19 protein-coding genes and 1 riboswitch are annotated in these 25,522 nt (G+C 72.7%); of the genes, 5 read left to right on the top strand and 14 right to left on the bottom strand.

The genetic code is table 11. The annotated features are described in order from the left end of the window. Nucleotides 1-60 precede the first annotated feature (60 nt). The 4 genes from ACFZCF_RS24775 to ACFZCF_RS24760 form a co-directional block, all read right to left on the bottom strand. Nucleotides 61-744, bottom strand: a complete 684-nt coding sequence (locus tag ACFZCF_RS24775; protein WP_388449449.1) for a GntR family transcriptional regulator — start codon at nt 742-744, stop codon at nt 61-63. 211 nt (nt 745-955) lie between these two features. Beyond that, entirely contained in the window at nt 956-1,726 is a 771-nt protein-coding gene (locus ACFZCF_RS24770; protein WP_391288847.1) for a peptidoglycan DD-metalloendopeptidase family protein, read from the bottom strand. A 7-nt stretch (nt 1,727-1,733) separates the two neighbouring features. Continuing rightward, nucleotides 1,734-1,895: riboswitch (cyclic di-AMP (ydaO/yuaA leader) on the bottom strand. A 253-nt stretch (nt 1,896-2,148) separates the two neighbouring features. Beyond that, nucleotides 2,149-3,513 carry an insulinase family protein gene (locus ACFZCF_RS24765; protein ID WP_391289075.1) on the bottom strand — a complete coding sequence of 455 codons (1,365 nt, stop codon included), beginning with the start codon at nt 3,511-3,513 and terminating at the stop codon, nt 2,149-2,151. 23 nt (nt 3,514-3,536) lie between these two features. Then, nucleotides 3,537-4,886 carry a M16 family metallopeptidase gene (locus tag ACFZCF_RS24760; protein ID WP_388449451.1) on the bottom strand — a complete coding sequence of 450 codons (1,350 nt, stop codon included), beginning with the start codon at nt 4,884-4,886 and terminating at the stop codon, nt 3,537-3,539. Nucleotides 4,887-5,067: 181 nt separating this feature from the next. On the opposite strand from ACFZCF_RS24760, the gene ACFZCF_RS24755 reads away from it, so the two are divergent. Then, the gene (locus ACFZCF_RS24755; RefSeq protein ID WP_391288845.1) at nt 5,068-7,527 is read left to right on the top strand and encodes a DNA topoisomerase (ATP-hydrolyzing); all 2,460 of its coding nucleotides are present in this window, start codon (nt 5,068-5,070) and stop codon (nt 7,525-7,527) included. A 145-nt stretch (nt 7,528-7,672) separates the two neighbouring features. Here ACFZCF_RS24755 and ACFZCF_RS24750 read toward each other — a convergent pair whose 3' ends face one another. Then, on the bottom strand, nt 7,673-8,341 hold the full coding sequence (locus tag ACFZCF_RS24750) for a TetR/AcrR family transcriptional regulator C-terminal domain-containing protein (protein WP_391288843.1): 669 nt from the start codon (nt 8,339-8,341) through the stop codon (nt 7,673-7,675). 91 nt (nt 8,342-8,432) lie between these two features. On the opposite strand from ACFZCF_RS24750, the gene ACFZCF_RS24745 reads away from it, so the two are divergent. Continuing rightward, nucleotides 8,433-9,983, top strand: coding sequence for an FAD-dependent monooxygenase (locus ACFZCF_RS24745; RefSeq protein ID WP_391288841.1), 1,551 nt, complete (start codon nt 8,433-8,435; stop codon nt 9,981-9,983). On the opposite strand, the gene ACFZCF_RS24740 is transcribed toward ACFZCF_RS24745, so the two are convergent. Then, nucleotides 9,980-11,032: a GTP-binding protein gene (locus tag ACFZCF_RS24740; RefSeq protein WP_391288839.1), complete on the bottom strand. Its 1,053-nt coding sequence runs from the start codon at nt 11,030-11,032 to the stop codon at nt 9,980-9,982. The two genes, ACFZCF_RS24745 and ACFZCF_RS24740, sit on opposite strands and share 4 nt — an antisense overlap. 236 nt (nt 11,033-11,268) lie before the next feature. Between ACFZCF_RS24740 and ACFZCF_RS24735 the strand changes: the two genes are divergently transcribed. Both ACFZCF_RS24735 and ACFZCF_RS24730 read left to right on the top strand, forming a co-directional pair. Further along, nucleotides 11,269-12,969: an ATP-binding protein gene (locus ACFZCF_RS24735; RefSeq protein WP_391288837.1), complete on the top strand. Its 1,701-nt coding sequence runs from the start codon at nt 11,269-11,271 to the stop codon at nt 12,967-12,969. Continuing rightward, on the top strand, nt 12,966-13,646 hold the full coding sequence (locus ACFZCF_RS24730) for a response regulator (protein ID WP_388449457.1): 681 nt from the start codon (nt 12,966-12,968) through the stop codon (nt 13,644-13,646). Before ACFZCF_RS24735 ends, ACFZCF_RS24730 begins: the two co-directional genes overlap by 4 nt. A 22-nt stretch (nt 13,647-13,668) precedes the next feature. On the opposite strand, the gene ACFZCF_RS24725 is transcribed toward ACFZCF_RS24730, so the two are convergent. The 3 genes from ACFZCF_RS24725 to ACFZCF_RS24715 form a co-directional block, all read right to left on the bottom strand. Further along, nucleotides 13,669-15,261, bottom strand: coding sequence for a cation acetate symporter (locus ACFZCF_RS24725; RefSeq protein ID WP_388449458.1), 1,593 nt, complete (start codon nt 15,259-15,261; stop codon nt 13,669-13,671). Further along, nucleotides 15,258-15,707 (bottom strand): DUF485 domain-containing protein, encoded by a 450-nt coding sequence (locus tag ACFZCF_RS24720; RefSeq protein ID WP_388449499.1) that lies wholly within the window; start codon nt 15,705-15,707, stop codon nt 15,258-15,260. The genes ACFZCF_RS24725 and ACFZCF_RS24720 overlap by 4 nt, the downstream gene beginning before the upstream one ends. A gap of 221 nt (nt 15,708-15,928) precedes the next feature. After that, complete coding sequence (locus tag ACFZCF_RS24715; protein ID WP_388449459.1) at nt 15,929-18,046, bottom strand: type IIA DNA topoisomerase subunit B; 2,118 nt, start codon at nt 18,044-18,046, stop codon at nt 15,929-15,931. Between the two features lie 437 nt (nt 18,047-18,483). Between ACFZCF_RS24715 and ACFZCF_RS24710 the strand changes: the two genes are divergently transcribed. Beyond that, nucleotides 18,484-18,714: a hypothetical protein gene (locus ACFZCF_RS24710; protein WP_030495106.1), complete on the top strand. Its 231-nt coding sequence runs from the start codon at nt 18,484-18,486 to the stop codon at nt 18,712-18,714. Nucleotides 18,715-18,872: 158 nt separating this feature from the next. Here the strand turns inward: ACFZCF_RS24710 and ACFZCF_RS24705 are convergent, their stop codons facing one another. The 5 genes from ACFZCF_RS24705 to ACFZCF_RS24685 form a co-directional block, all read right to left on the bottom strand. After that, complete coding sequence (locus ACFZCF_RS24705) at nt 18,873-19,694, bottom strand: trypsin-like serine protease (RefSeq protein WP_391288833.1); 822 nt, start codon at nt 19,692-19,694, stop codon at nt 18,873-18,875. Nucleotides 19,695-19,834: 140 nt separating this feature from the next. After that, nucleotides 19,835-21,388 carry an RNA polymerase sigma factor gene (locus tag ACFZCF_RS24700; RefSeq protein WP_391288831.1) on the bottom strand — a complete coding sequence of 518 codons (1,554 nt, stop codon included), beginning with the start codon at nt 21,386-21,388 and terminating at the stop codon, nt 19,835-19,837. A 379-nt stretch (nt 21,389-21,767) separates the two neighbouring features. Further along, nucleotides 21,768-22,658, bottom strand: a complete 891-nt coding sequence (locus ACFZCF_RS24695) for a FadR/GntR family transcriptional regulator (protein ID WP_388449462.1) — start codon at nt 22,656-22,658, stop codon at nt 21,768-21,770. A gap of 160 nt (nt 22,659-22,818) precedes the next feature. Next, nucleotides 22,819-24,543, bottom strand: coding sequence for an ATP-binding cassette domain-containing protein (locus tag ACFZCF_RS24690; protein WP_391288829.1), 1,725 nt, complete (start codon nt 24,541-24,543; stop codon nt 22,819-22,821). 123 nt (nt 24,544-24,666) lie between these two features. Then, nucleotides 24,667-25,428, bottom strand: a complete 762-nt coding sequence (locus tag ACFZCF_RS24685) for an NUDIX domain-containing protein (RefSeq protein WP_388449464.1) — start codon at nt 25,426-25,428, stop codon at nt 24,667-24,669. Nucleotides 25,429-25,522 lie beyond the last annotated feature (94 nt).

The raw sequence follows: 25,522 nt of genomic DNA, 5'->3' as shown, positions 1-25,522 counted from the left end.
AGTTTCCGGGCAGCGCGAAAGAAGCCCGATAATCGCTATTCTTTGTATACGGTGCCCGTGTTAATTCCGGACGCTCGCCGTGTTGACGGCATGTTGCGAAACCCTCACGCGGCCCCGCTCGGGCCTTTTCAGCCGGTGCAGCGGGAGCGTGTGCTCGGCGTGCTGCGCGGTGAGCGCGCGGGCCCGTTCGGCGTCCCCGCGGGCGACGGCGTCGACGATGGCCCCGTGCTCGGCCCACGTCTCGGCGGGCCGGTCCGGCTGGTCCACCACGTACATCCAGGCGATCTTGTGGCGCAGCTGGGTGAGGAGCGCGGCGAGGGCCGGGGAGCCGGAGGCCTGGGCGAGCGTCTCGTGGAACCAGCCGCCGAGCGCCCGCAGGTCCTCGCCCTGCCCCCGGCGGGCCCGCTCCTGCCCCAGCCTGACCAGGCCCCGCAGCACCTTGAGGTGGGCGTCGGTGCGCCGCTGGGCGGCCCGGGCGGCACCGAGCGGTTCGAGCAGCGCCCGCACGTCGAGGAGGTCGGAGGCCTCCTGGTCGGTGGGCTCGGCGACATGGGCGCCCGCGTGCCGGCGGCTGACGACGAAGCCCTCGGACTCCAGCGTGCGCAGCGCCTCGCGGACCGGGACGCGGGAGACGCCGTACCGGCGCGCGAGCTGTTCCTCGGTGAGGCGACTGCCGCGCTCGAAGACACCCGAGACGATGTCGTCCCGGATCGCCGTGCATACCGATTGCGCGGGAACCCGCATGTCCGACCTCCGTATTCGCTCCGCGCGCACCGAATTCGAGCAGCGCCGTTCACGCGACTCTATTGCAGGGCGCCGGAAATTCCGATGCCGCCTCGAAATTCGTCAGGTTCGCCACGGATTCCCGCGGCTCGGCGCCGCGCGCCCCCGGACGCGGAAAGGCCCCGGCTCGCGGGAGCCGGGGCCTTTCGGTGCAGCGCGGGGGCGCGGGGCGTCAGAGGCTGACGCCCCGGGCGCGGAGGTACGCGACGGGGTTGATGTCGGAGCCGTACTCGGCGCTGGTCCGGGCCTCGAAGTGGAGGTGCGGGCCGGTGGAGTTGCCGGTCGAGCCGGAGACGCCTATCTGCTGGCCGGGCTCGACGGTCTGGCCGACGTACACGCCGATGGACGACAGGTGGCCGTACTGGGTGTACGTGCCGTCGTTCATCCGGATCACGATGTTGTTGCCGTACGCGCCGCCCCAGCCGGCCTCGACGACGGTGCCGGAGCCGACGGAGACCACCGAGCTGCCGTAGGAGGCGTGGAAGTCGACGCCGGAGTGGCTGCCGGAGGACCAGAGCGAGCCACCGGTCTTGTAGCCGGTGGAGACGTACGAGCCGGCGACCGGGAGGTTGAAGGAGGCGAGCCGGCGGCGCTCGGCCTCACGGGCGGCGCGCTCCTTGGCCTCGCGGATCTCCTGGGCGCGGGCCTCGGCCTTGCGCTTCGCCTCGGCGCGCGCCTTGGCCCGGGCCTCGGCCTCGGCGGCCTCCCGCTCCTGGGCGGCGGCCTGCGCGTTGAGCTGGTCCGCGATGGACTCGTCGGCGATCACCTGGGTGAGGCCGGTGTCCTCGGGGGAACGGTCGTCCGTGTCGGCGGCGAGCGCCGGGGAGGCCAGGGTGCCGACGACGCCGGTGGTGGCGAGTGCTGCCACGCCGGCGATGCCGGCGCTGCGGCGAGCCAGTCGGCTCGCACCACGGTGCTTCCCGGTGGCACGGGTGAACGCCAAGACGGTTCCTTTCCTTCCCTCTCGCCTACCGGGTTAGCTGACGGGTTCGGAGCAGGAAGGTCTCCTACGGACCCCTCCGCGTGGCGAAGGCGTCCGATTCACCCCAGGGACTGCGTGGGTCCCCGGCTCCCCAGGCTCGCGCCTGACGGGGACTCGGCGATGTCTGTCCGGTTGCCGCGGGTGCGGCGCGTGCGTCGGGTCGGACAGACGGATCGACGCTAGGCCGGACGGATGGTGATCGCCAAACAGACTCGCTCATTTGTAAGACATGCCACAGGTCATACGATCACCCTTAACTCCATAACGGACAAAGCGGAGGTCTCCGACGCTTCTACGCGTCGGAGACCTCCGCCAGGGGTTGACGGCCGGTCAGCTCACCGGCCGGTCCACCCGTCGACCCGCCTCGGCCGGCTCACCCGGGCTCAACTCACCACGGTCACGTCGCCGATGCCGAGGGCCCGGACGGGCTCCTCGATCTGCGACGCGTCGCCCACCAGGACCGTGACGAGCCGGTCCACCGGGAAGGCGCTGACGACGGCGGCCGTGGCCTCGACCGTGCCGGTCTCGGCGAGCCGCGCGTACAGCCGGGCCTGGTAGTCGTCCGGCAGGTGCTGCTCCACCTGGTCGGAGAGGGTCGCGGCGACCGACGCGGCCGTCTCGTACTTGAGCGGGGCCACGCCCACGAGGTTCTGCACCGCCACGTCCCGCTCGGCGTCGGTCAGACCGCCCTCCGCCAGGGTGCGGAGCACCTTCCACAGGTCGTCGAGGGCCGGACCGGTGTTGGGGGTGTCGACCGAGCCGCTGATCGCGAGCATCGAGGCGCCGTGGCCCTCGCCGTCGGAGCGGAGCACCTGCCCGAAGGCGCGCACGCCGTACGTGTACCCCTTCTCCTCGCGCAGGACGGCGTCCAGACGGGACGTCAGGGTGCCGCCGAGGCAGTAGACGCCGAGGACCTGCGCGGCCCACACGGAGTCGTGGCGGTCCGGGCCGATCCGGCCGATGAGCAGCTGCGTCTGGACCGCCCCGGGACGGTCCACGATGACGACCCGCCCGGTGTCGTCGGCGGTGATCGGCGCCATCGGGCGCCGCGCGGCCGGCTTGCCGCTCCAGGCGCCCAGGGTCTCGGCGAGCACCTCGTCGAGGTCGACGCCCGTGAGGTCGCCGACGACGACCGCGGTGGCGGCGGCGGGCCGCACGTGCGCGTCGTAGAAGGCGCGGACGGCGGCGGCGTCGATGGCCTTCACCGTCTCCTCGGTGCCCTGGCGGGGCCGGGACAGCCGGGTGTCGGCCGGGAAGAGCTCCTTGTAGAGCTGCTTGGCGGCCCGGCGGCTCGGGTTGGCGGCCTCGTGCGGGATCTCGTCGAGCCGGTTGTCGACCAGGCGCTTGACCTCGTCCGCGTCGAAGGCCGGGGAGATCAGCGCCTCGGCGACCAGGCCGAGGGCCTTGCGGAGCCGGGAGGCAGGGACCTCCAGGGACACCCGGACGCCGGAATGGTCCGCGTGCGCGTCGAGAGTGGCGCCGCAGCGCTCCAGCTCGGCCGCGAATTCCTCGGCGCCACGCTCGGTGGTCCCCTCGGAGAGGGCGCGCGCCATGATCGTGGCGACGCCGTCGAGACCCTCGGGCTCGGCGTCCAGCGGCGCGTCGAGGAAGATCTCGACGGCGACGACCTGCTGGCCGGGGCGGTGGCAGCGGAGCACCGTCAGGCCGTTGTCGAGCGCGCCGCGCTCGGGCGCCGGGAAGGCCCACGGCCTGGCCGTGCCGGCCTGCGGCTGCGGGTGGAACTCCATGCTGGTCAGGGAGGCGGCGTCGGTCACAGGTCCGCTCCTTCCTCGTCGTCGCCGTCGGCGCTGTCGGCGGGGGCTGCCGGCTCGTAGACCAGCACCGCGCGGTTGTCGGGGCGCAGCCGGGCCGCGGCCACCTCGCGCACCTCGTCGGCGGTGACGGCGAGGACGCGGTCGACCGCGGTCAGGGCGAGCTGCGGGTCGCCGAACAGCACGGCGAAGCGGCACAGTTCGTCGGCGCGGCCGGCCACGGTGCCGAGCCGGTCGAGCCATTCGCGCTCCAGCTGGGCCTGGGCGCGCTCCATCTCCTCCGCGGTCGGGCCCTCGGCCGCGAAGCGGGCGAGCTCCTCGTCGACGGCCGCCTCGATCACGGGGACCTCGACGCCGCCGGAGGTCTTGACGTCCAGCCAGCCGAGCGAGGGGGCGCCGGCGAGCCGCAGCAGGCCGAAGCCGGCGGTGACCGCGGTGCGGTCACGGCGGACCAGCCGGTTGTGGAGCCGGGAGGACTCGCCGCCACCGAGCACGGTGAGGGCGAGGTCGGCCGCGTCGCACGCGCGCGTGCCGTCCTCGGGCAGCCGGTAGGCGGCCATCAGGGCGCGGGCCGGGACGTCCTCGACGACGACCTCGCGCAGCTGCTCGCCGATGACCTCGGGAAGGGCGCCGTCGCGCGGGGCGGGCTTGCCGTCGTGGCCGGGGATGGAGCCGAAGTACTTCTCGACCCAGGCGAGCGTCTGCTCCGGGTCGATGTCGCCGACCACCGACAGGACGGCGTTGTTGGGCGCGTAGTAGGTCCGGAAGAAGGCCCGCGCGTCCTCCAGGGTGGCCGCGTCCAGGTCCGCCATCGAGCCGATGGGGGTGTGGTGGTACGGGTGGCCCTCGGGGTACGCGAGCGCGGTGAGCTTCTCGAAGGCGGTGCCGTAGGGCACGTTGTCGTACCGCTGGCGGCGCTCGTTCTTCACGACGTCGCGCTGGTTCTCCATCGACTCGTCGTCGAGGGCGGCGAGCAGCGAGCCCATCCGGTCCGCCTCCAGCCAGAGCGCGAGCTCCAGCTGGTGGGTGGGCATCGTCTCGAAGTAGTTGGTGCGCTCGAAGCTGGTCGTGCCGTTGAGCGAGCCGCCCGCGCCCTGGACGAGTTCGAAGTGGCCGTTGCCGTGCACCTGCTTCGAGCCCTGGAACATCAGGTGCTCGAAGAGGTGGGCGAGGCCCGTGCGGCCCTCGACCTCGTGGCGCGAACCGACGTCGTACCAGAGGCAGACCGCGGCGACCGGGGTCAGGTGGTCCTCGGAGAGGACCACCCGCAGGCCGTTCGCCAGCCGGTGCTCGGTCGCTGTCAGGCCGCCGGAGCCGGCCTCGGCCGTGGCCGTGTGACCCATGGGCATGTACATCCCTTCGATCGCGATCTGGAAAAGTCCTGCCACTGTATGCAAGCGCGCCGCACCTGGCGAAGTTCCCGGAGTCCTCCGATGTCCCTCGTCCGGGTCGCGGTCCGCGCTGTCGGTGGCACGGTCCACAATGGTCCGCGTCAGATCAAGCTTTGTCGGATAAGGAGCCGCAGCCGCGATGGCCCGCCGCAGCACGAAGACACCGCCGCCGGACGACGCGTACGAGGAGAGGATCCTCGACATCGACGTCGTCGACGAGATGCAGGGCTCCTTCCTCGAGTACGCCTACTCGGTCATCTACTCGCGCGCTCTGCCCGACGCCCGCGACGGCATGAAGCCGGTCCAGCGGCGCATCGTCTACCAGATGAACGAGATGGGCCTGCGCCCCGACCGCGGATTCGTCAAGTGCGCCCGCGTGGTCGGCGAGGTGATGGGCAAGCTGCACCCGCACGGCGACGCCTCGATCTACGACGCCATGGTCCGCATGGCGCAGCCCTTCTCCATGCGCGTGCCGCTGGTCGACGGCCACGGCAACTTCGGCTCGCTGGGCAACGACGACCCGCCGGCCGCCATGCGGTACACCGAGTCGCGGATGGCCCCGGCCGCCCTCCTGATGACCGAGTCCATCGACGAGGACACGGTCGACTTCTCGCCCAACTACGACGGGCAGGAGCAGGAGCCGGTCGCGCTCCCCGCCGCGTACCCGAACCTGCTGGTGAACGGCGCCTCGGGCATCGCGGTCGGCATGGCCACCAACATGCCCCCGCACAACCTCGGCGAGGTGATCGCGGCCGCCCGCCACCTGATCCGCCACCCGAACGCGGACCTGGACGCGCTGATGCGCTTCGTCCCCGGCCCCGACCTGCCGACCGGCGGCCGGATCGTCGGCCTGAACGGCATCCGGGACGCGTACGAGACGGGCCGCGGCACCTTCAAGATCCGCGCCACCACCTCGGTGGAGACCGTGACGGCCCGCCGCAAGGGCATCGTCGTCACCGAACTGCCCTTCACGGTCGGCCCCGAGAAGGTCATCTCCAAGATCAAGGACCTGGTCGGCTCGAAGAAGCTCCAGGGCATCGCCGACGTCAAGGACCTCACCGACCGGGCCCACGGGCTCCGCCTGGTCATCGAGATCAAGAACGGCTTCGTGCCCGAGGCCGTCCTGGAGCAGCTCTACAAGCTGACGCCGATGGAGGAGTCCTTCGGCATCAACAACGTGGCCCTGGTGGACGGCCAGCCGCTCACCCTGGGCCTCAAGGAGCTCCTGGAGGTCTACCTCGACCACCGCTTCGAGGTGGTCCGCCGCCGCTCCGAGTACCGCCGCGGCAAGAAGCGCGACCGGCTGCACCTGGTCGAGGGCCTGCTCGTCGCCCTCCTCGACATCGACGAGGTCATCCGGCTCATCCGGGAGAGCGAGAACTCCGCGCAGGCCAAGGAGCGCCTGATGGAGCGCTTCTCCCTGAGCGAGGTCCAGACCCAGTACATCCTGGACACGCCGCTGCGGAGGCTCACCAAGTTCGACCGCCTGGAGCTGGAGACCGAGCGCGACCGGCTCACCGGCGAGATCGACGAGCTGACCGGGATCCTGGACTCCGACTCCGAGCTGCGCAAGCTGGTCTCGGCCGAGCTGGCCGCGGTCGCGAAGAAGTTCGCCACCGACCGGCGCACGGTCCTCCTGGAGTCGGCGGGCGCCCCGGTGGCGGCCGTGCCGCTGGAGGTCGCGGACGACCCGTGCCGGGTGCTGCTCTCCTCGACCGGGCTGCTGGCCCGGACGGTCACGGCGGAGCTGCCGCCGGTCGACGCGGACGCCAAGCGGACCAAGCACGACGTGATCGTCTCCTCGGTGGCGGCCACCCAGCGCGGCGACGTGGGCGCGGTGACCTCGACGGGCCGGCTGCTGCGGATCGCGGTGATCGACCTGCCGCAGCTGCCGGACACGGCCGCGGCGCCGAACCTGGCGGGCGGGGCGCCGCTGTCCGAGTTCCTGTCCCTGGAGGCGGACGAGACGCTGGTCTGCCTGACCACCCTGGACGAGTCCTCCCCCGGTCTGGCGCTCGGCACGCTCCAGGGCGTGGTCAAGCGGGTGGTGCCCGACTATCCGGCGAACAAGGACGAGCTGGAGGTCATCACCCTCAAGGACGGCGACCGGATCGTCGGCGCGGTCGAGCTGCGGACGGGCGAGGAGGACCTGGTCTTCATCACCTCGGACGCGCAGCTGCTGCGCTATCCGGCCTCCCAGGTGCGGCCGCAGGGCCGCCCGGCCGGCGGCATGGCGGGCATCAAGCTGGCGGCCGGCGCCGAGGTGCTGTCCTTCGGCGCGGTCGACCCCGCGGCGGACGCCGCCGTCTTCACGGTGGCGGGCTCGACCGGCACCCTGACGGGGTCCGCCGCCACCTCGGCGAAGCTGACCCCCTTCGACCAGTACCCGCGCAAGGGCCGGGCGACCGGCGGCGTGCGCTGCCAGCGCTTCCTGAAGGGCGAGGACGTCCTGCTCCTGGCCTGGGCGGGCGCCCTGCCGGCCCGCGCCGCGCAGAAGAACGGCACCCCGGTCGACCTGCCGGAACCGGACCCGCGCCGCGACGGCTCGGGCACCCCGCTGCCGAAGCCGGTCGACGTGGTGGCGGGCCCGGCGAGCTAGCCGCCCCGCCCCTCCGCGTACGCCTCGAAGCCCCCCGCTCCGGAAGGGAGCGGGGGGCTTCGCGGTGCGCGCCGGTCGCGGGCGGGGTCGGGGCGGGGGGCCGGTCAGGCGGAGGGCCGGGGGGACCGCGGCGGGCCGGGCCGGGTCAGCTGCGGGTGGCGCCGGGAACGTAGAGCGTCTCGATGCCGGCGATGATCAGCCGCAGCCCCTCCTCGAAGCGCTCGTCGTAGCCCGCGAAGATCTCGGCGCCGGCCGCGGCCGCCAGGGGGTAGTCGGCGAGGCGCCGGGCGCGTTCCTCGATGTCGAAGCCCTCCCGGGGCTCGCCGGGCTGGTCCTCCGTGCCCTGCTCCTCGGTGACGAAGCCGAGCGTGAACATGTACGCCGTCGTGCTGGCCCGCACCGCCTCGCGCAGCGAGAACCCGGCGTCGACGAGGGCGCCGAGCTGGCGCTCCATGTCCTGGGCGTGGTCGGTGCCGGTGAAGCGGGCGCCGCTGTAGACCTTGGCGCCGTCGCGGTAGCGCAGCAGGCCGGCGCGCAGCCCCCGGTTGGCGGCGAGCATGAGCTCCTGCCAGCTCTGCCCGCCGGCCGGCCGGAGATCAGGGTCGGCGACCATCCGCCGGTACATGACGGTCGCCATCTCGTCGAGCAGGGCCTGCTTGTTCTTGAAGTGCCAGTACAGCGCCGGGGCCTGGACGTGGAGCTCCTGGGCGATCGCCCGGAGCGTGAGCCCCTCCAGCCCGCGCTCGTTCAGCAGCCGCAGGGCGGTCTCCGCCACCTGGCCGGGTTCCAGCTTGCTCGTCTTCTTGGTCGCCACTCCGTCACGGTATCCCCTTGACTCCTTAACGTCGTTAAGGCCATTCTGGGGGTATCGCTATTTAACGACGTTAAGGAAGGGGGCGCCCGCCATGACAGCGAGCACGGGCGCGGCCAGCGCCAGGGACAGGGGCACGGCGGGCAGGACCACGGCGCCCGGGGCCACGGACAGGGACACGGACGTCGTCATCGCGGGGGCGGGGCCGACGGGGCTGGTACTCGCCCTCGACCTCGCCCGCCGTGGAGTCCGGGCGCTCCTCCTGGAGCGGGCCCGCGGGCTCTTCCCCGGCTCGCGCGGCAAGGGGCTCCAGCCCCGCACCCAGGAGGTCCTGGACGATCTGGGCGTGCTGCCCGGGGTGCTGGCCGCCGGGACCTCGTACCCGCGGATGCTGGCCTGGGAGGGCACCGAGCGCCGCGGCGAGTGGGACATGATCGAGCGCTCCGAGCCCACCGAGCAGGTGCCGTACGCGAACACGCTGCTGATCCCGCAGTCCCGCACCCAGGAACTGCTGTACGCCCGGCTGACGGAGCTCGGCGGCGCGGTCCGCTTCGGTGCCGAGCTGACCGGGCTCGCCCAGGACGAGGACGGCGTGGCGGTGGAGCTGAGCGGCGGCGAGACGATCACGGCCGCCTGTCTGGTGGGCGCCGACGGCGGCCGCTCCACCGTCCGCAGGGCCCTCGGCATCCGCATGACCGGCGAGACCGTCGACCCGCGCCCGATGCTCGTCGCCGATGTGCGGATCGCCGCCGGGGCGGTGACCGACCGGGACCACTGGCACGTCTGGCGGGCCCCGGACGGCGGCGTGGCGCTCTGCCCGCTGCCGGGCGGCGACGGCCTCTTCCAGCTCGCCGCCACCTTCGAGGACGAGGCCGCCACCGTGGACACCACCCCGGAGGGCGTGCGCACCCTCCTCACCACCCGCACGCCCCTGTCGGCGGAAGAGATCACGGCGGTGCCCTGGGCCTCGGACTACCGCGCCCGGGCGGCGCTCGCGGACCGCTACCGGGAAGGCCGCGTCTTCCTGGCGGGCGACGCGGCCCACGTCCACTCCCCCGCCGGCGGCCAGGGACTCAACACCGGCGTCCAGGACGCGTACAACCTCGGCTGGAAGCTCGCCCAGGTCCTGCTCCACGGCGCACCGGCCGAACTCCTCGACTCGTACGAGGCGGAGCGCCGCCCCGTGGCGGCGGAGGTCCTCGGCCTCAGCACCCGCCTGCACCGGGCCACCGCCGACGGCGCGGCCACCCAGCGGGGCAAGGACGTCCAACAGCTCGGCCTCGGCTACCGGGACTCGGCCCTCGCGGTGGACACCCGCCCCGAGACGCCCGAGGACACCGTGCGCGCCGGCGACCGCGCCCCGGACGGGCCGTACGGCGAGGGGCGCCTCTTCGACCTCTTCCGCGGCCCGCACTTCACCCTGCTGACGGTCGGCGCCACCGACGCGCCGCCGTCCCTCCCGCCCTCCGTCCGCACCGCCGCACTCCCGCCGTACGCCCCGTACGGCCCCGGCGTCTTCCTCATCCGCCCGGACGGCTACGTCGGCTGGGCCGGCACCCACGCCGACGCCACCCTCGACACCTACCTGACGGCGGTCGGCCTGACGACGGCCGGCCGGACGCGGGCGGAGGTGACGGCGGCTTAGATGTCCGCGGGCGGCTCGTCGTCGTCCCGGGGGACGTAGCGCAGGACGCCCCACATGCTGTGGTCGTCCGGGGTGTCCCCGGGCCCGTCCTGCTCGCACGCGGCGAGTTCCTTGCGCAGAGCGGCCGCGTCGACGCCCGAGCCGATCAGGACGAGCTGGGAGAGCCGCTCCTCGCCGGGCGGCCAGGGCTCCGGGTAGAACCGCAGGAAGCGGCCGACGGCGTGCACCAGATAGCGGTGCTCGGGGTCGGCGACGCCGAAGTCCACGAAGCCCTTGAGCCGGTACAGGCCCTCGGGACGCGAGTCGAGGAAGGCCATCAGCCGGCGCGGGTGCAGCGGCACGCCGGTCGCCAGGGACACGGTGTCGTAGGCGGCGTGCGGGTGCGCGTGGTCGTCCTCGTCGGCGTAGAGGATGTCCTCGATCGACATCTGCCCGGCGATCTCGTCCTCCGGGACGACCCGGTCGAAGAGCAGCTCGGGATCGATCCGGCCGTGCGCCGCCTCGATGACCGCGGCCCTCCCCGCGAGCCCGGCCACGGTCTCCCGGACCGCGCGCAGCTCCTCCCCGGACACCCGGTCGGCCTTGTTGACCACGACGAGGTCGGCGAGGGCGAGATGCCGGTCGGTCTCGGGGTGCCGCTCCCGCGTGGCCGCGAACTCGGCGGCGTCGACGACCTCGACCAGCCCGCCGTACACGACCCGCCGGTTCTCGCTGGCGAGCACCATCCGCACCAGCTCCTGCGGCTCGGCCAGCCCGCTCGCCTCGATCACGATCACGTCGAGGCGCAGCTCGGGCCGGGTCAGGACCTCCAGGTACTCGTCCAGCTCGCTCGCGTCGACGGCGCAGCACAGGCACCCGTTCCCCAGGGAGACCGTCGAGCCCACCTGCCCGGCGACGGTCATCGCGTCGATCCCGATGTCGCCGAAGTCGTTGACCATGACCCCGATGCGGGTCCCCCGGGAGCCCCGCAGCAGATGGTTGAGGAGCGTGGTCTTCCCGGCCCCGAGAAACCCGGCGAGGACGACGACGGGAATCTGCTGCGCGCTCACGAACCGAACCTTTCACTGGACGACGCCGGACACGGCCCGGGAGGGACCCCGGCGCGGCCCCCGGACCGGCCCCCAGGATAGGCAGCCTGCCCCCACCGCCTCCCCGCACACGCGCGCACGCCGGCGTCCGGTCGGCGCATCGGGATCCCCGGCCCGGGTCCGACCGGCCGGACGGGCCCGGCCGTCCACCCGCCCGCATTTCCGGTCGCGCGGGCCGTCCCCGTACCGTTTCGGGCATGACCGGCACCGCTTCGCTCTCCTCCGCGCGGCCGGCCGTGCGCCGGCGGCGCCGGCTGGGATGGCCGCGGCGGGTGTTCTCGCAGGTGCTGCTGATGCAGCTGGCCGTCGCCACCGGTGTGACCGTGCTGGCCACCGGACTCTTCCTGGCCCCGCTGAGCGCCCAGCTCGACGACCAGGCCATGCGGCGGGCCCTCGCCATCGCCGAGACCATGGCCTCCCCGCGCACGGCCGCGGACCTGGCCGGCGGGCCGCCGTCGGCGACGGGCCCGGTGCAGCGCGAGGCCGAGCGGATCCGGGCCGCGACCGGCGCCGAGTACGTCGTCGTCATGGACACCCGCGGCGTGCGCTGGTCGCACACCGACCCCGCCCAGATCGGCCGGACCGTCTCCACCGACCCGAGCGAGGTGCTCGCCGGCCGCGAGGTGATGGAGATCGACAGCGGAACCCTCGGCCGTTCGGCCCGCGGGAAGGCGCCGCTGCTCGACGCCGACGGCGGGATCGTCGGCGCCGTCTCCGTCGGCATCGAGTACGACAGCGTCCGCGACCGGCTGCTCTCCGCCATCCCCGGCCTGCTGGCCTACGCGGGCGGCGCGCTGGCGGCCGGCGCCCTGGCGGCGTACCTGATCTCCCGGCGGATCCAGCGCCAGACCCGAGACCTGGCCTTCTCGGACATCTCGGCTCTGCTCGCCGAACGCGAGGCGATGCTGCACGGCATCCGCGAGGGCGTCGTGGCCCTGGACCGGAAGGGTTCCGTGCGGCTCCTCAACGACGAGGCGCAGCGCCTGCTCGGCCTCGGCCCCGAGGCCGCCGGGCAGCCGCTCGACGCGCTCCTCGGCCCGGGCCGCACGGCGGACGTGCTGACCGGCCGGGCGACGGGCGCCGACCTCGTGACCGTCCAGGGGCACCGCGTGCTCATCGCCAACCGGATGCCCACCGACGACGGCGGCGCCGTGGCGACCCTGCGCGACCGCACCGAGCTGGAACGGCTCGGCCGGGAACTGGACTCCACCCGCGGCCTGATCGACGCCCTGCGGGCCCAGGACCACGAACACGCCAACCGGCTCCACACCCTCCTGGGGCTGCTCGAACTGGAGCTGTACGAGGAGGCGGCCGACTTCGTCACCGAGGTCGTCGGGGTCCACCGGGCGACCGCCGAGCAGGTGACGGAGAAGGTCCACGACCCGCTGCTCGCGGCGCTCCTCGTCGGCAAGGCGACGGTCGCCGCCGAACGGGGCGTCTCCCTTCGGATCGCCCCGGGCTCCCTGCTCCCCGACCGTCTGGTCGATCCGCGCGAACTGGTCACCGTCGTGGGCAACCTCGTCGACAACGCCCTGGACGCGGCCGCCGGCACCGAGGACGCCCGGGTCGAGGTGGCGCTGCGCGCCGAGGGCCGGACGGTCGTCCTGGAGGTCGCCGACAGCGGCCCCGGCGTCCCCGTGGACCGCCGGGAGCTGATCTTCACCGAGGGCTGGACGACCAAGGAACCGCCCTCGCACGGCCGGCGCGGCCTCGGCCTCGCCCTCGTACGCCGCCTGGCCGAGCGGCGCGGCGGCACCGCGCGGGTGGCGACGGCCGAGACCGGCGGCGCCCGGTTCACGGTGATCCTCCCGGACGCCCTCACCGAACGGTCCCAGGACGCCGGGGCCCCGGACACCGCGGTGGAAGGTCCGCCCCCGACGCAGGAGGTGCCCCGATGATCGACGTGCTCGTCGTCGACGACGACGTCCGCGTGGCCCGGGTGAACGCCGCGTACGTCACCAAGCTGCCCGGCTTCCGGGTCTCGGCCACCGCCCACTCCACCGCCGAGGCGCTGGACGCCCTCGACGGCCACCCCGTCGACCTGGTCCTCCTGGACCACTACCTCCCCGACGAGAACGGCCTCGCCGCCATCCGCGAGCTCAGGGCCCGCGGCCACCAGTGCGACGTGATCATGGTGACCGCGGCCAGGGACGTGGCGACCGTGCAGGCGGCGATGCGGCACGGCGCCCTCCAGTACCTGGTCAAACCGTTCAACTTCGCCGGGCTGCGCGCCAAGCTGGAGGCGTACGCGACGCTCCGCCGCGCCCTGGAGAACGGCGGCGAGGCCGAGCAGGCCGAGGTCGACCGGATCTTCGGCACCCTCGCGGCCGGCTCCGTCACCCCGGACCTGCCCAAGGGGCACTCCCCGACGACGGCCGAGCTGGTCCGCCAGGCGCTGCTCGCCGCCGGCGGCCCCCTCTCCACCCAGGAGCTCGCCGACCGGACCGGTGTCAGCCGCCAGACCGCCCAGCGCTACCTCAAGCTGCTCGAACGGACCGGGCGCGTCCGGCTCTCCCTCCGCTACGGCGAGACCGGCCGCCCCGAGCACCGCTACACCTGGGTCTCCTCCCCCTGACGCGCCGCCGCCTCCGACTCCGTCAGACCGCCCCGGCCCCCGTCAGCGCCCGCACCTCGGTCTCCGCGTGCCGTGCCTCGTCGGGCGGTTCGGGCGAGGTGACGGTGCCCAGCCAGCCGGCGAGGAAGCCGAGGGGGATGGAGACCACGCCCGGGTTCTGGAGCGGGAAGAGCCGGAAGTCGACGCCGGGGAAGAGCGCCTCCGGGCTGCCGGAGACGACCGGAGAGAACACCACCAGGAGCACCGCGGGGACGAGTCCGCCGTAGACGGACCAGACTGCGCCCCGGGTGGTGAAGCGGCGCCAGAAGAGCGAGTACAGCAGCACCGGCAGGTTGGCCGAGGCGGCGACCGCGAAGGCGAGGCCGACGAGGAAGGCGACGTTGAGGTCGCTGGCGAGCAGTCCGAGGCCGATCGCGACGGCGCCGACGACCGCGGCGGCCACCCGGGCCACCGCGACCTCGCTGAACTGCCGCCGGCCAGGCCGGCGCAGCGAGGCGTAGAGGTCGTGGGCGACCGAGGCGGAGGACGCCAGGGTGATCCCGGCGACGACGGCGAGGATGGTCGCGAACGCGACGGCCGCCACGACCGCGAAGAGCACCGTGCCGCCGGTGGAGCCCGCTCCCCCGCCGAGGTCGAGCGCGAGCAGCGGGACGGCCGTGTTCCCCGAGGCGTTGGAGGCGCGGACCTCGGCAGAGCCGATGAGGGCGGCGGCGCCGAAGCCGAGGACGATCGTCATCAGGTAGAAGCCGCCGATGAGGCCGATGGACCAGACGACGGAGCGGCGGGCGGCCCGCGCGGTGGGCACGGTGTAGAAGCGGGAGAGGATGTGCGGCAGGCCCGCGGTGCCGAGGACGAGCGCGAGGCCGAGGCTGATGAAGTCGAGCCGGGCGGTCCAGTCGCCGCCGTAGCGCAGCCCGGGGCCGAGGAAGGCGTCGCCGTGTCCGCTGCGTTCGGCGGCGGTGCTGAGCAGGCTGTTCACGTCGCCGTGGAAGCGGACGAGGACGAGCACGGTGAGCGCGACGGTGCCCGCCATCAGCAGCACCGCCTTGACGATCTGGATCCAGGTCGTGGCCCGCATCCCGCCGAGCGACACGTAGATCACCATCAGCGCGCCGACGCCGATGACGGTCCAGGTGCGCGCCGCCTCGCCGGTGCCGCCGAGGAGGAGCGCGACCAGGCTGCCGGCGCCGACCATCTGGGCCACCAGGTAGAGGACCGAGACGGCGACGGAGGAGGTGCCGGCCGCGATGCGGACGGGCCGCTCGGCCATCCGCGCGGCGACGACGTCGGCGAGGGTGAACCTGCCGCAGTTGCGGACGAGTTCGGCGACGAGGAGGAGCACCACCAGCCAGGCGACGAGGAAGCCGACCGAGTAGAGCATGCCGTCGTAGCCGTAGAGCGCGATGAGGCCGGAGATGCCGAGGAAGGAGGCCGCCGACATGTAGTCGCCGGCGATGGCGAAGCCGTTCTCCATCGGCGAGAAGAGCCGGCCTCCCGCGTAGAACTCCTCGGCCGAGCCGTGCCGATCGCGGCTCACCCAGGTGGTGATGGCCAGCGTCACGGCGACGAAGACGCTGAAGAGGACCAGGGCGAGGGTCTGGTGGTCTCCGGTCACCACTGTCCGGCCCCCCTCGTCATCTCCTGGGTGTCCCAGCGCAGTTCGAGCGCCGCCCGGTCCCGGCGCAGCCGCGCGTGCCGTGCGTAGGCCCAGGTGAGGAGGAAGGTGGTGAGGAACTGGCCGAGTCCGGCGACCATCGCCACGTTCACCGCGCCCGCCACCGGGCGGGCCATCAGGCCGGGGGCGGCGGTGGCGGCGACGACGTAGGCGAGGTACCAGAGCAGGAAGGCGAGGGTGGCGGGGAGGACGAAGCGGCGGTAGCGGCGCCGCACCTCCTGAAAGGCGGGGCTGCGCTGGACCTCCAGGTAGATCCCGGCGGCCCCCGGCGCGCCCTGCGCGGCCTCGTCGTACCGCTGCCGGGGCACCGCTCCGGCCGCCCCGGCCGTCCCGCCGTCCCGGGCCGTACCGTCGTCCCGCGCCCCCGCGCGCTCCTGCTCGTCCAGCTGCTCCACCGGTCAACTCTCCTTGTCAGCGAACCGTTTCGGCCGCGTGCCCAAGGATGGACAGAGTGGGCAGATCCCGGACTCTTCTCCCTCCGGTCTTCACCCCATCCAGTGATACTTCGGCTCGCCGACTGACCGGACCGGGCCGATATGCGTATGGACGCCGACGGCCCGGCCCCTTCGTGCGGGGCCGGGCCGTCGGTGCGGAGCGGTGGTGTGCCTCAGGCGTCGATGCGCGAGCGGTCGAGCGTCGCCGCCGAGCTGGTGATGAACTCCTTGCGGGGGGCCACGTCGTTGCCCATCAGCAGGTCGAAGACGGTCTCCGCCGCGTCGAGGTCGCCGATGTTGATCCGGCGCAGGGTGCGGTGGCGCGGGTCCATCGTGGTCTCCGCGAGCTGGTCGGCGTCCATCTCGCCGAGGCCCTTGTAGCGCTGGATGGAGTCCTTGTAGCGGACCCCCTTGCGCTGGAACTCCAGGAGCGTCTGCCGCAGCTCGTTGTCGGAGTACGTGTACACGTACTTGTCCTGGCCCTTCTTGGGCTGGACCAGCTCGATCCGGTGGAGCGGCGGCACGGCCGCGAAGACCCGCCCCGCCTCGACCATGGGCCGCATGTAGCGCTGGAAGAGGGTCAGCAGGAGCGTCCGGATGTGCGAGCCGTCGACATCGGCGTCGGTCATCATGATGACCTTGCCGTAGCGGGCCGCGTCGATGTCGAAGGTGCGGCCCGAACCGGCCCCTATGACCTGGATGATCGCGCCGCACTCGGCGTTCTTGAGCATGTCCGAGACGGACGACTTCTGGACGTTGAGGATCTTGCCGCGGATCGGCAGCAGCGCCTGGAACTCGCTGTTGCGGGCGAGCTTGGCGGTGCCCAGCGCGGAGTCCCCCTCGACGATGAAGAGCTCGCTGCGCTCCACGTCGTCACTGCGGCAGTCGGCCAGCTTCGCCGGCAGCGAGGAGGTCTCCAGGGCGGTCTTCCGGCGCTGCGCCTCCTTGTGCTGGCGGGCGGCGATCCGGGTGCGGGCCGCGGCGACGGCCTTCTCCAGGACGGCCCGGGCCTGCGCCTTGGCGTCCCGCTTGGTGGAGGTCAGGAAGGCCTTGAGCTCGCGGGCGACGACGGTGGCGACGATCCGGCGGGCCGCCGAGGTGCCGAGGACCTCCTTGGTCTGGCCCTCGAACTGCGGCTCGGCGAGCCGGACCGTGACGACGGCGGTCATGCCCTCCAGGGCGTCGTCCTTGACGATGTCGTCCTCGGCGACGCGCAGCAGCTTCGCCGAGCGCAGCACCTCGTTGACGGTCTTGGTGACGGCCTGCTCGAAGCCGGAGACGTGGGTGCCGCCCTTGGGGGTGGCGATGATGTTCACGAAGGACCGGACGGTGGTGTCGTACCCGGTGCCCCAGCGCAGCGCGACGTCCACGCCGAGCTCGCGGGTGACCTCGGTGGGGGTCATGTGGCCGCGGTCGTCCAGGACGGGAACGGTCTCCTTGAAGGTGCCCTGACCGGAGAGGCGCAGCACGTCGCAGACGGCCTTGTCCTGCGCGAGGTACTCGCAGAACTCGCTGATGCCTCCGTCGAAGCGGAAGACCTCCTCGCTCTTGCCGATCCCCTCCAGGTCCCGCTCGTCGCGGACGACGATGGTGAGCCCGGGCACGAGGAAGGCGGTCTGGCGGGCGCGCTGGTGCAGCGTCTCCAGGCCGAGCTTGGCGTCCTTGAGGAAGATCTGTCGGTCGGCCCAGTAGCGGACGCGGGTGCCGGTGCGGGTCTTGGGCACCCGCTTGCCCTTGATCAGCCCGCTCGCCGGGTCGAAGGGGCTGTCCGGGCCCTGCTCGGTGAAGATGCCGGGGACGCCGCGGCGGAAGCTGATCGCGTGCGTGGCGCCGTTCCGGTCGACCTCGACGTCGAGGCGGGCGGAGAGGGCGTTGACGACGGAGGCGCCGACGCCGTGCAGACCACCGGAGGCCGCGTAGGAGCCGCCGCCGAACTTTCCGCCGGCGTGCAGCTTGGTCATGACGACCTCGACGCCGGAGAGACCGGTCTTGGGCTCGACGTCGACGGGGATGCCGCGGCCGTTGTCGCGGACCTCCACCGAGCCGTCGTCGTGGAGGATGACGTCGATGTGGTCGCAGTAGCCGCCCAGGGCTTCGTCGACCGAGTTGTCGATGATCTCCCAGAGGCAGTGCATCAGGCCACGGCTGTCGGTGGACCCGATGTACATCCCGGGGCGTTTGCGGACCGCTTCGAGCCCTTCGAGGACGAGCAGGTGCCGCGCGGTGTAGTTGGAACCGTCACGGTCTGCGGTCAGCAGCGCACTGGACGGCACGGACGTTTCGGCGGTCACGCGGTTCGCTCCTCGCTGAATTTGAGATCTTGCCCGATGGGGTGAGAACCGGCGTCGCTCACCGCTCAGAGGGTACCGATGCCTGGTCGGGCCGCTGAAACGCCACCCACTCGGTTTCCTCATGCTAGTCCAGGCTCGCATGGATGTTCGATCCCTCGTAGGGGTGACGCGAACGTCACGTTCCCTTCCGCGCATGAACCATCTAGGCTCCGGGCACGTCCTCATGAACAACCGGCAACCCCGCCGGGAGGACGACCGACACACCACCGCAACGCGAAACCCGTAGAGCGACGCAATACGGTTCATTCGCCGCCAACCGGCAGCAGACAGCCACCTTGGGAAAAAAGTTTCAAGGAAAAGCCACGAGCGGGAACGTTTTCGGCCTGGTTGGATGTTGACCCTGGTACGACAGCTCGTCGAGCTAGAGAAGAGGCGACGTGACTACTGTTCTGACCCCCGCGAGCCCCCTGACGGCCGCTGACCGCTGCGACCGCTGCGGCGCCCAGGCTTACCTGCGTGTCGTCCTGGCCAGCGGAGGTGACTTGCTCTTCTGCGCCCACCACGGTCGCAAGTTCGAGCCGGAACTCAAGAAGATCGCCGTTGAGATACAGGATGAGACGGACCGGCTCACCGACGTGCCGGCCCGAACGGTGGGCGACGAGCACTGACGCCGCCGCATCCACGACGAGCTCAGGTCCGGCCCTAGGCGGCCGGACGACGGGCGGTCACCCCTCGCACCAGGGGTGACCGCCCGTTTCTCGTTCCCGCCGCTCCCGCGAGGCGGCGACGGGCCCCGGCCGGGTCGGCCGGGGGCCCGTGCGCCCTCTCAGAGCCGCTCGGGCACCACCGCGGACACCCGCGTGTACACGCCGGGGTTCTCCGCCTCCCCGCAGCCGCTCCCCCACGACACCAGGCCCACCAGCACCCCCCGGGCCACCAGCGGCCCGCCGCTGTCGCCCTGGCAGGCGTCCCTGCCACCCCGGGGATCGCCCGCGCAGAGCATCGTCTCCTTGCGGTACGAGACGCCTCCGAAGCCGCCCGGGTACGCCCGCTCGCACGCCCCGTCCGGCAGCACCTGGACGCGCGCGGAGCGCAGCGAGGCGGCGTAGCTGCCGTTGCCGCTGGTGTCGCCCCAGCCGTACACGTCGGCCGGCGTGCCGGGGTTCTCGGCCGCGTCCCCGGGCGCCGCCACCTTGATGACGTAGGAGCCCGGCAGGGACTCCGCGAGGGTGAGCACGGCGAGGTCACCGGAGTTGGTCGTCGGGTCGTACGCCGGGTTCACCCAGGTGTCCGCGATCCGCACCTCCTGCCCGCCCTCCCCGCGCAGCGCCGCCCGGCCGGCGATCACCGAGAAGTCCGGCAGCTGCCAGGGAGCGCCGCCCAGCGCCTCTCGGCTGACGCAGTGGGCGGCGGTGAGGACCTTGGTGGGCGCGACGACGACGCCCCCGCAGAACTGGCCCGCGCGCGTACCTCCGAACCGGTCACGGCTGGACAGCGCCACGACCCAGGGCGCGTCGGTGATCTCGGCGGGGCTGCCGCCCACCACGACGCTGTCGGCGGCGGCGGGGGCCGCACCGGCCACCGTTCCGGCCACCGCCGCCATCACACCCAGGGCACCCGTCAACGCTCGGGTGAAGGAACCGCGCATGGAGCCTCCTGACTCTCCGCTGATATCCGTTCACCCAGCGTCCGGCACGGAGGGGTCCGATGCACCCCCGCACGGCCGAAGGGCCCGGTCCCCGAGCGGGGAACCGGACCCTTCGTCCACTGCCGTGTACCTCGGACGGATCAGTCGAGGTAGTCCCGGAGGACCTGCGAGCGCGACGGGTGCCGCAGCTTCGACATCGTCTTCGACTCGATCTGGCGGATCCGCTCGCGGGTCACGCCGTAGACCTTGCCGATCTCGTCGAGCGTCTTCGGCTGGCCGTCGGTGAGGCCGAAGCGCATGGAGACCACGCCGGCCTCGCGCTCGGAGAGCGTGTCGAGGACGGAGTGCAGCTGCTCCTGGAGGAGCGTGAAGCTGACCGCGTCGGCCGGCACGACCGCCTCGGAGTCCTCGATGAGGTCACCGAACTCGCTGTCGCCGTCCTCACCCAGGGGGGTGTGGAGGGAGATCGGCTCGCGGCCGTACTTCTGGACCTCGATGACCTTCTCGGGGGTCATGTCGAGTTCCTTGGCCAGCTCCTCCGGGGTGGGCTCGCGGCCCAGGTCCTGGAGCATCTGGCGCTGGACGCGCGCGAGCTTGTTGATGACCTCGACCATGTGCACCGGGATACGGATGGTGCGGGCCTGGTCGGCCATGGCGCGGGTGATCGCCTGACGGATCCACCAGGTGGCGTACGTGGAGAACTTGTAGCCCTTGGTGTAGTCGAACTTCTCGACCGCGCGGATCAGACCGAGGTTGCCCTCCTGGATCAGGTCCAGGAAGAGCATGCCGCGGCCGGTGTAGCGCTTGGCCAGCGAGACCACGAGACGGAGGTTGGCCTCCAGGAGGTGGTTCTTGGCGCGGCGGCCGTCCTCGGCGATGATCTCCAGCTCGCGCTTGAGCTTCGGGGCGATCTTGTCCGAGTTGGCGAGCTTGTCCTCGGCGAAGAGACCGGCCTCGATGCGCTTGGCGAGCTCGACCTCCTGCTCCGCGTTGAGCAGGGGGACCTTGCCGATCTGCTTCAGGTAGTCCTTGACCGGGTCCGCGGTGGCACCGGCGACGGCGACCTGCTGGGCGGGCGCGTCGTCCTCGTCCTCGTCGGACAGGACGAAGCCCTTGGTCTCGCCCTCGGTCTCCTCCTCGTCCTTGCCCGGCGCGACGTCCTCGAGAAGCTCCTCGCCCTCGATCAGTTCGTCGTCGGACTTCTTGGACGCGGTCTTCTTGGCCGCCGTCTTCTTGGCGACGGTCTTCTTGGCCGCCGTCTTCTTGACGGCGGTCTTCTTCGCGGCCGCCTTCTTGGCGGGCGACGCGGCCTCGTCGGCCGGGTCGTCGCTCTCGGCCGCGGGGGCCGCCGAGCCGGTGGCGACGCTGGTCCTCGTCACCGTCGCCGCCCGGGCGGTGACGGTGGTCTTGGCGGCGGTGCGCTTGGCCGGGCTCTTCGCTGCTGCGCTCTTGCGGGCGCGCTTCGGCGACTCCGCTGCACTGACCATCAGCGTCACACCCTCTTCCTCGAGGATCTGATTGAGGCTGCGCAGAACATTCTTCCACTGGGTTGGCGGAATCTGGTCAGCCTCGAAGGCCCGACGCACGTCATCGCCGGCGATCTGCCCATCAGCCTTTCCCCGCTCGATGAGCGCCATCACAGACTCGGACTCGGCGATCTCCGGCGGGAGCGTACGGGATGTGCTGGCCGACACGAACAACCTCTCGGAACGATGGAAACGGCTTCCGGCCCCGCCCGAAGATCGAGCCGGAGCCGACGGCCGTCGACGGGGAATGTGCCGACGGCGCGGGCTGAACCGGGGAACTGCACAGCGCCTCCACCGGCTGCTGTATTCCTTCCTCGGCTGTCACCTCTTAGGTCATCGCACGGCTCGGAGGAGTGTTACGCCCAATCTTCGTGTCCCGAGTCACACCGCATCCGCGACGAAAGGGGCAAGCAGTTATCAAGCGTACATTCGGCGCCGCCGACACCTGGCGCGGTCCGGGGGGCCCGGACGGGCTCCCCGGACCGCGCTCGGCCCCGGCGGCACTCCTTGCGTACGCGCCCGCGTGCTTCCGGCCACGGTCCGCGGATCAGTGTTCGCGCGGGGCGGGAACGACGCGGGGTTCCACCTCGGGGTGGACCGTCAGCAGCTGGCGCATGGCGGTCTCGGCGGCGGTGGCGTCCCCCGCGGCGAGGGCGTCGACGATCCGGCCGTGGTGCGCCAGGCAGCTCTCGCTCGGCCGGTCACAGGCCGTGACGGGTCCGCCGGAGACCTGGAGGGCGGCGGCCACGATGCCGGAGAGGTGCTCCAGCATGCGGTTGCCCGCGAGCTGGATGAGCAGGGAGTGGAACTCGGTGTCGGCGCGGGAGAAGGTGATGCCGTCGCCCTGCGCGTACGCGTGGCCCATGATCTGGACCATGTCCGCGAGGCGCTGCTGGACGTCCTCGCGGCCGTGACCGGCGGCGAGGCGGGCGGCGAGCGGCTCGATGGTCCAGCGCAGCTCGTTGAGCTCGCGCCGCTGGTCGTCGCGCTGCGGGCCAAAGGCGCGCCACTCGATGATGTCGGGGTCGAGCAGGTTCCAGTCGCTGACCGGGCGGACCCGGGTGCCGACGTTGGGCCGGGCGCTGACGAGGCCCTTGGCCTCCAGGACGCGCAGCGACTCGCGCACGACGGTGCGCGAGACCTCGAAGCGCTGGCCGATCTCCTCGGGAACGAGGGGGCGGTCCGCGCCCAGGTCGCCGGAGACGATCATCTGGCCGAGCTGCTGGACGAGCTGGCCGTGCAGTCCGCGGCCCCGGCTGCCGGCGGTGCGGCGGCCGACGCGGCCGAGGTCCGTGTCCACCCCCTCCCAGGGGCGCGGGCCCACGCGGTCGGCGGTGGGCGCCTCCGCGTAGGGGTAGCGGTCGAGATCGCCCGTGGCGCCGAGGCCGGAGTCGACGGAGCGGGCGGCGGTCATCATCGTATGCGCAAGGGTACTCACGCATCCTTTGTCGGCGTGGCCTCCGTGGCCCTTGAGGTCTTTGGTGAAAAGCACACGAAAGGGTGATCGGCGCCCCCTACACAATTGACGATTATTCGGACAAAACCGACATTTCACAAGCGAGTTGCCACCCACGAGGAAGGCTTCGGTCCGTACGTGATCACCAACGGGCCTGTCGGCGAAGCCCGGTGATCACATAGGCGCAGAGAAGGACCGTCAACGTGAGCGCGAGAGCCACCCCGGCGGGCTGCGCCACCACCTCCAGCGCCCCGGAGAGCCACCGGTCGAGCGGCGGCGCCCAGCGGGGTCCGGCGAACTCCCCGAGCCGTGCGGGGAGTCCGGCGACGGAACGGACGGCGGGGCCGCTCATCACCTGCCGCAGCAGCGGAACGAAGGCGACCGGGACGAACAGGACCGCGGCCACTCCGGCCGCCGCGGCCCGGAACACCCCCGCCCCCAGCACCCCCGCCCACGCGCACCCCAACGAGAGGCCCAGCCAACTCGCGCTCATCGATGCCCAGTTGTCTGGTACGGCGATCAAGTCCGGTCCGTAGAAGAGGCGGAGGACCGCAAGGTCGGCGCCGGCCACCAGCGCGCCGAGGAGCAGGGCGACGACCGCCGAGACGGCGAGCTTGGCGAGGAGCAGCGCCGGCCGCCGCGGCACGGCGCCGCGGCCCGCGGTCAGGGCGGGGTAGCGGTACTCCTCCCCGAAGGAGAGCGCGCCGATCAGTCCCGCGCCGAGCGCGGCGGGCGGCAGGGGCATGAGCTCGGGCCAGGCGGCGAGCACCGCGGGCAGCGGGGTGCCACCGCCCCGCCCGAGGAGCACCGCGAGCACCGCCGACACCGCCAGGGCGCCGGCCAGGATCAGCCCCGTGGACGGCAGGCCGGCGATCCGGCGCAACTCGTACCGGAGCGGCCGCAACGGAGTCCGCGTCGGCCGGTGCGGCCCGGGAAGCGGCGCGGGCGCACGCTCGGCCGGGCGCTCCGCGGCGGTGGTCGCGACCGGTCCGGGCCCGCCGTCGCCCGTCTCCTCCGCGAGCCGGTGGAGGGGTACGCCGTGCCGGAACGCGATGTCCCCCACCTGAGCGCAGTCGCCGCCGTACACCAGGAGGAGGGTGCCGTCCTCCGTGTCGACCTCGACCGGGCGGCGCGCGGCGCGGGCCTCCTGGGTCACCGCGGCGGCGAGCCGCGCGGCGTGCGGGGTGCGGACGGCGACCCTCGGCCGCAGCCGGGTGCGCGCGAAGTCACCCGCCTCCTGGACGGCGACGAGACGGCCGCCGTCGAGGGCGACGACGTGATCGGCGTTGCGGGCGGCGTCCTTGGGGTCCCGGGTGGTGTAGAGGACGGTGCCGCCGGCCTCAGCGTGCGCGCGCAACAGGTCGTGCAGCCGGAGCCGTTCCGCCGCGGAGAGCCCCGCCCCCGGTGCGTCGAGGAGCAGGGTGTGCGGCTGCCCCAACAGGGCGGCGGCGAGCGCGAGTCTGCGGTCGGCCCCGCGCGGGAGGGTGCCGAGTCGCACCTCCTCCAGTCCGCCGAGGCCCACGTCGCGGATCACGGCGTCGGCCCGGGCGACGGGTACGCCCGCGCCCGCGGCGAGCATGCGCAACTGCCCCCGGACGGTGCGGGACGGATGGCCCGGCACGTCGCCGAGCATGACGCCGACCTCGCGCGCCGGCTGGGCGATCCGGCGCAGCGGCCGCCCCCGGAAGTAGGTGAGTCCGCGCCCGGGGTCGAGTTCGAGGAGCAGGCGCAGGGCGGTGGTCTTGCCGGAGCCCGGGGGTCCGACGAGGGCGGTGACGGCCCCGGTCGGGGCCTCGAAGGTCAGATCGTCCACGGCCGGCGGGCGGTCGCGGCGGGGGGCACTGGTCAGTCCGATGGCCTGGAGCATCGCTTCTCTCGCGGTAGGAGTCACCGCTCCGCGGCAGGGCGGCGCTATCGCAGCAAGATAACGTTAGATTTCGGACTTATCCCGCAGGGTTGCCGCCTCGGGGGCGGCGGCGGCTTCCGCTCCTCAGACCTCGGGGCGCAGCATCGGCGGGTTGAGCAGGGTCGCTCCGCCGGCCCTGAACAGCTGGGCGGGGCGTCCTCCCTGACGGGTCGTGGTCCCTCCGGTCGGCACGAGGAAACCGGGGGTTCCGGTGACCTTGCGGTGGAAGTTGCGGGGGTCGAGCGTCACGCCCCAGACCGCCTCGTAGACCCGGCGCAGCTCGCCGACGGTGAACTCCGGCGGGCAGAACGCCGTGGCGAGCGAGGAGTACTCGATCTTCGAACGGGCCCGCTCCACACCGTCGGAGAGGATCTGGGCGTGGTCGAAGGCGAGCGCGTCCGGGGAGTCGGGGTCGCTGGTCCACGGCTGGTCGAGCAGTTTCTCCACGGGTGCCCAGCGCACGCTGTTGGCGTCGCCGCCCGGCCGGGGCGCGGGCAGGTCGGGGGCGAGCGCGAGGTGGGCGACGCTCACCACCCGCATGCGCGGGTCGCGCCCGGGTGCTCCGTAGGTGGCGAGCTGTTCCAGGTGCGCGCCGTTGTCCGGCACCGGCGACGGCGCCGACGGGTCGTGGGCGCGCAGCCCGGTCTCCTCGGCCAGTTCGCGCGCGGCGGCGGCGCCGAGGTCCTCGTCGTCACGGACGAAGCCTCCCGGCAGCGCCCATCTCCCCTGGAAGGGCTCTTCTCCCCTGCGGACGACCAGGGTGCACAGCGCGTGGCTCCGTACGGTGAGGACGACCAGGTCGACGGTGACAGCGAAGGGCGGGAAGGCCGACGGGTCGTAGGGCATGCCGCGATCATAGTCGTCCTTTTGACGATAAACACGCGTCGTGCGCTCTCCGCCTTCGACGTCCTCCCCCGGCCGGGAGGGGTTCCTCGTCTCC

Origin of the sequence: Streptomyces sp. NPDC007945, assembly GCF_042958885.1 — a bacterium.
Taxonomy (GTDB): Bacteria; Actinomycetota; Actinomycetes; order Streptomycetales; family Streptomycetaceae; genus Streptomyces.
This window is presented reverse-complemented; position numbering and strand designations above follow the sequence as displayed.

Coding starts and splice junctions, on each gene's coding strand:
- ACFZCF_RS24685 (WP_388449464.1), bottom strand. CDS start 25,428: ATGCCCTACGACCCGTCGGCCTTCCCGCCCTTCGCTGTCACCGTCGAC.
- ACFZCF_RS24775 (WP_388449449.1), bottom strand. CDS start 744: ATGCGGGTTCCCGCGCAATCGGTATGCACGGCGATCCGGGACGACATC.
- ACFZCF_RS24735 (WP_391288837.1), top strand. CDS start 11,269: ATGACCGGCACCGCTTCGCTCTCCTCCGCGCGGCCGGCCGTGCGCCGG.
- ACFZCF_RS24760 (WP_388449451.1), bottom strand. CDS start 4,886: ATGCCCATGGGTCACACGGCCACGGCCGAGGCCGGCTCCGGCGGCCTG.
- ACFZCF_RS24745 (WP_391288841.1), top strand. CDS start 8,433: ATGACAGCGAGCACGGGCGCGGCCAGCGCCAGGGACAGGGGCACGGCG.
- ACFZCF_RS24690 (WP_391288829.1), bottom strand. CDS start 24,543: ATGCTCCAGGCCATCGGACTGACCAGTGCCCCCCGCCGCGACCGCCCG.
- ACFZCF_RS24765 (WP_391289075.1), bottom strand. CDS start 3,513: ATGGAGTTCCACCCGCAGCCGCAGGCCGGCACGGCCAGGCCGTGGGCC.
- ACFZCF_RS24705 (WP_391288833.1), bottom strand. CDS start 19,694: ATGCGCGGTTCCTTCACCCGAGCGTTGACGGGTGCCCTGGGTGTGATG.
- ACFZCF_RS24730 (WP_388449457.1), top strand. CDS start 12,966: ATGATCGACGTGCTCGTCGTCGACGACGACGTCCGCGTGGCCCGGGTG.
- ACFZCF_RS24755 (WP_391288845.1), top strand. CDS start 5,068: ATGGCCCGCCGCAGCACGAAGACACCGCCGCCGGACGACGCGTACGAG.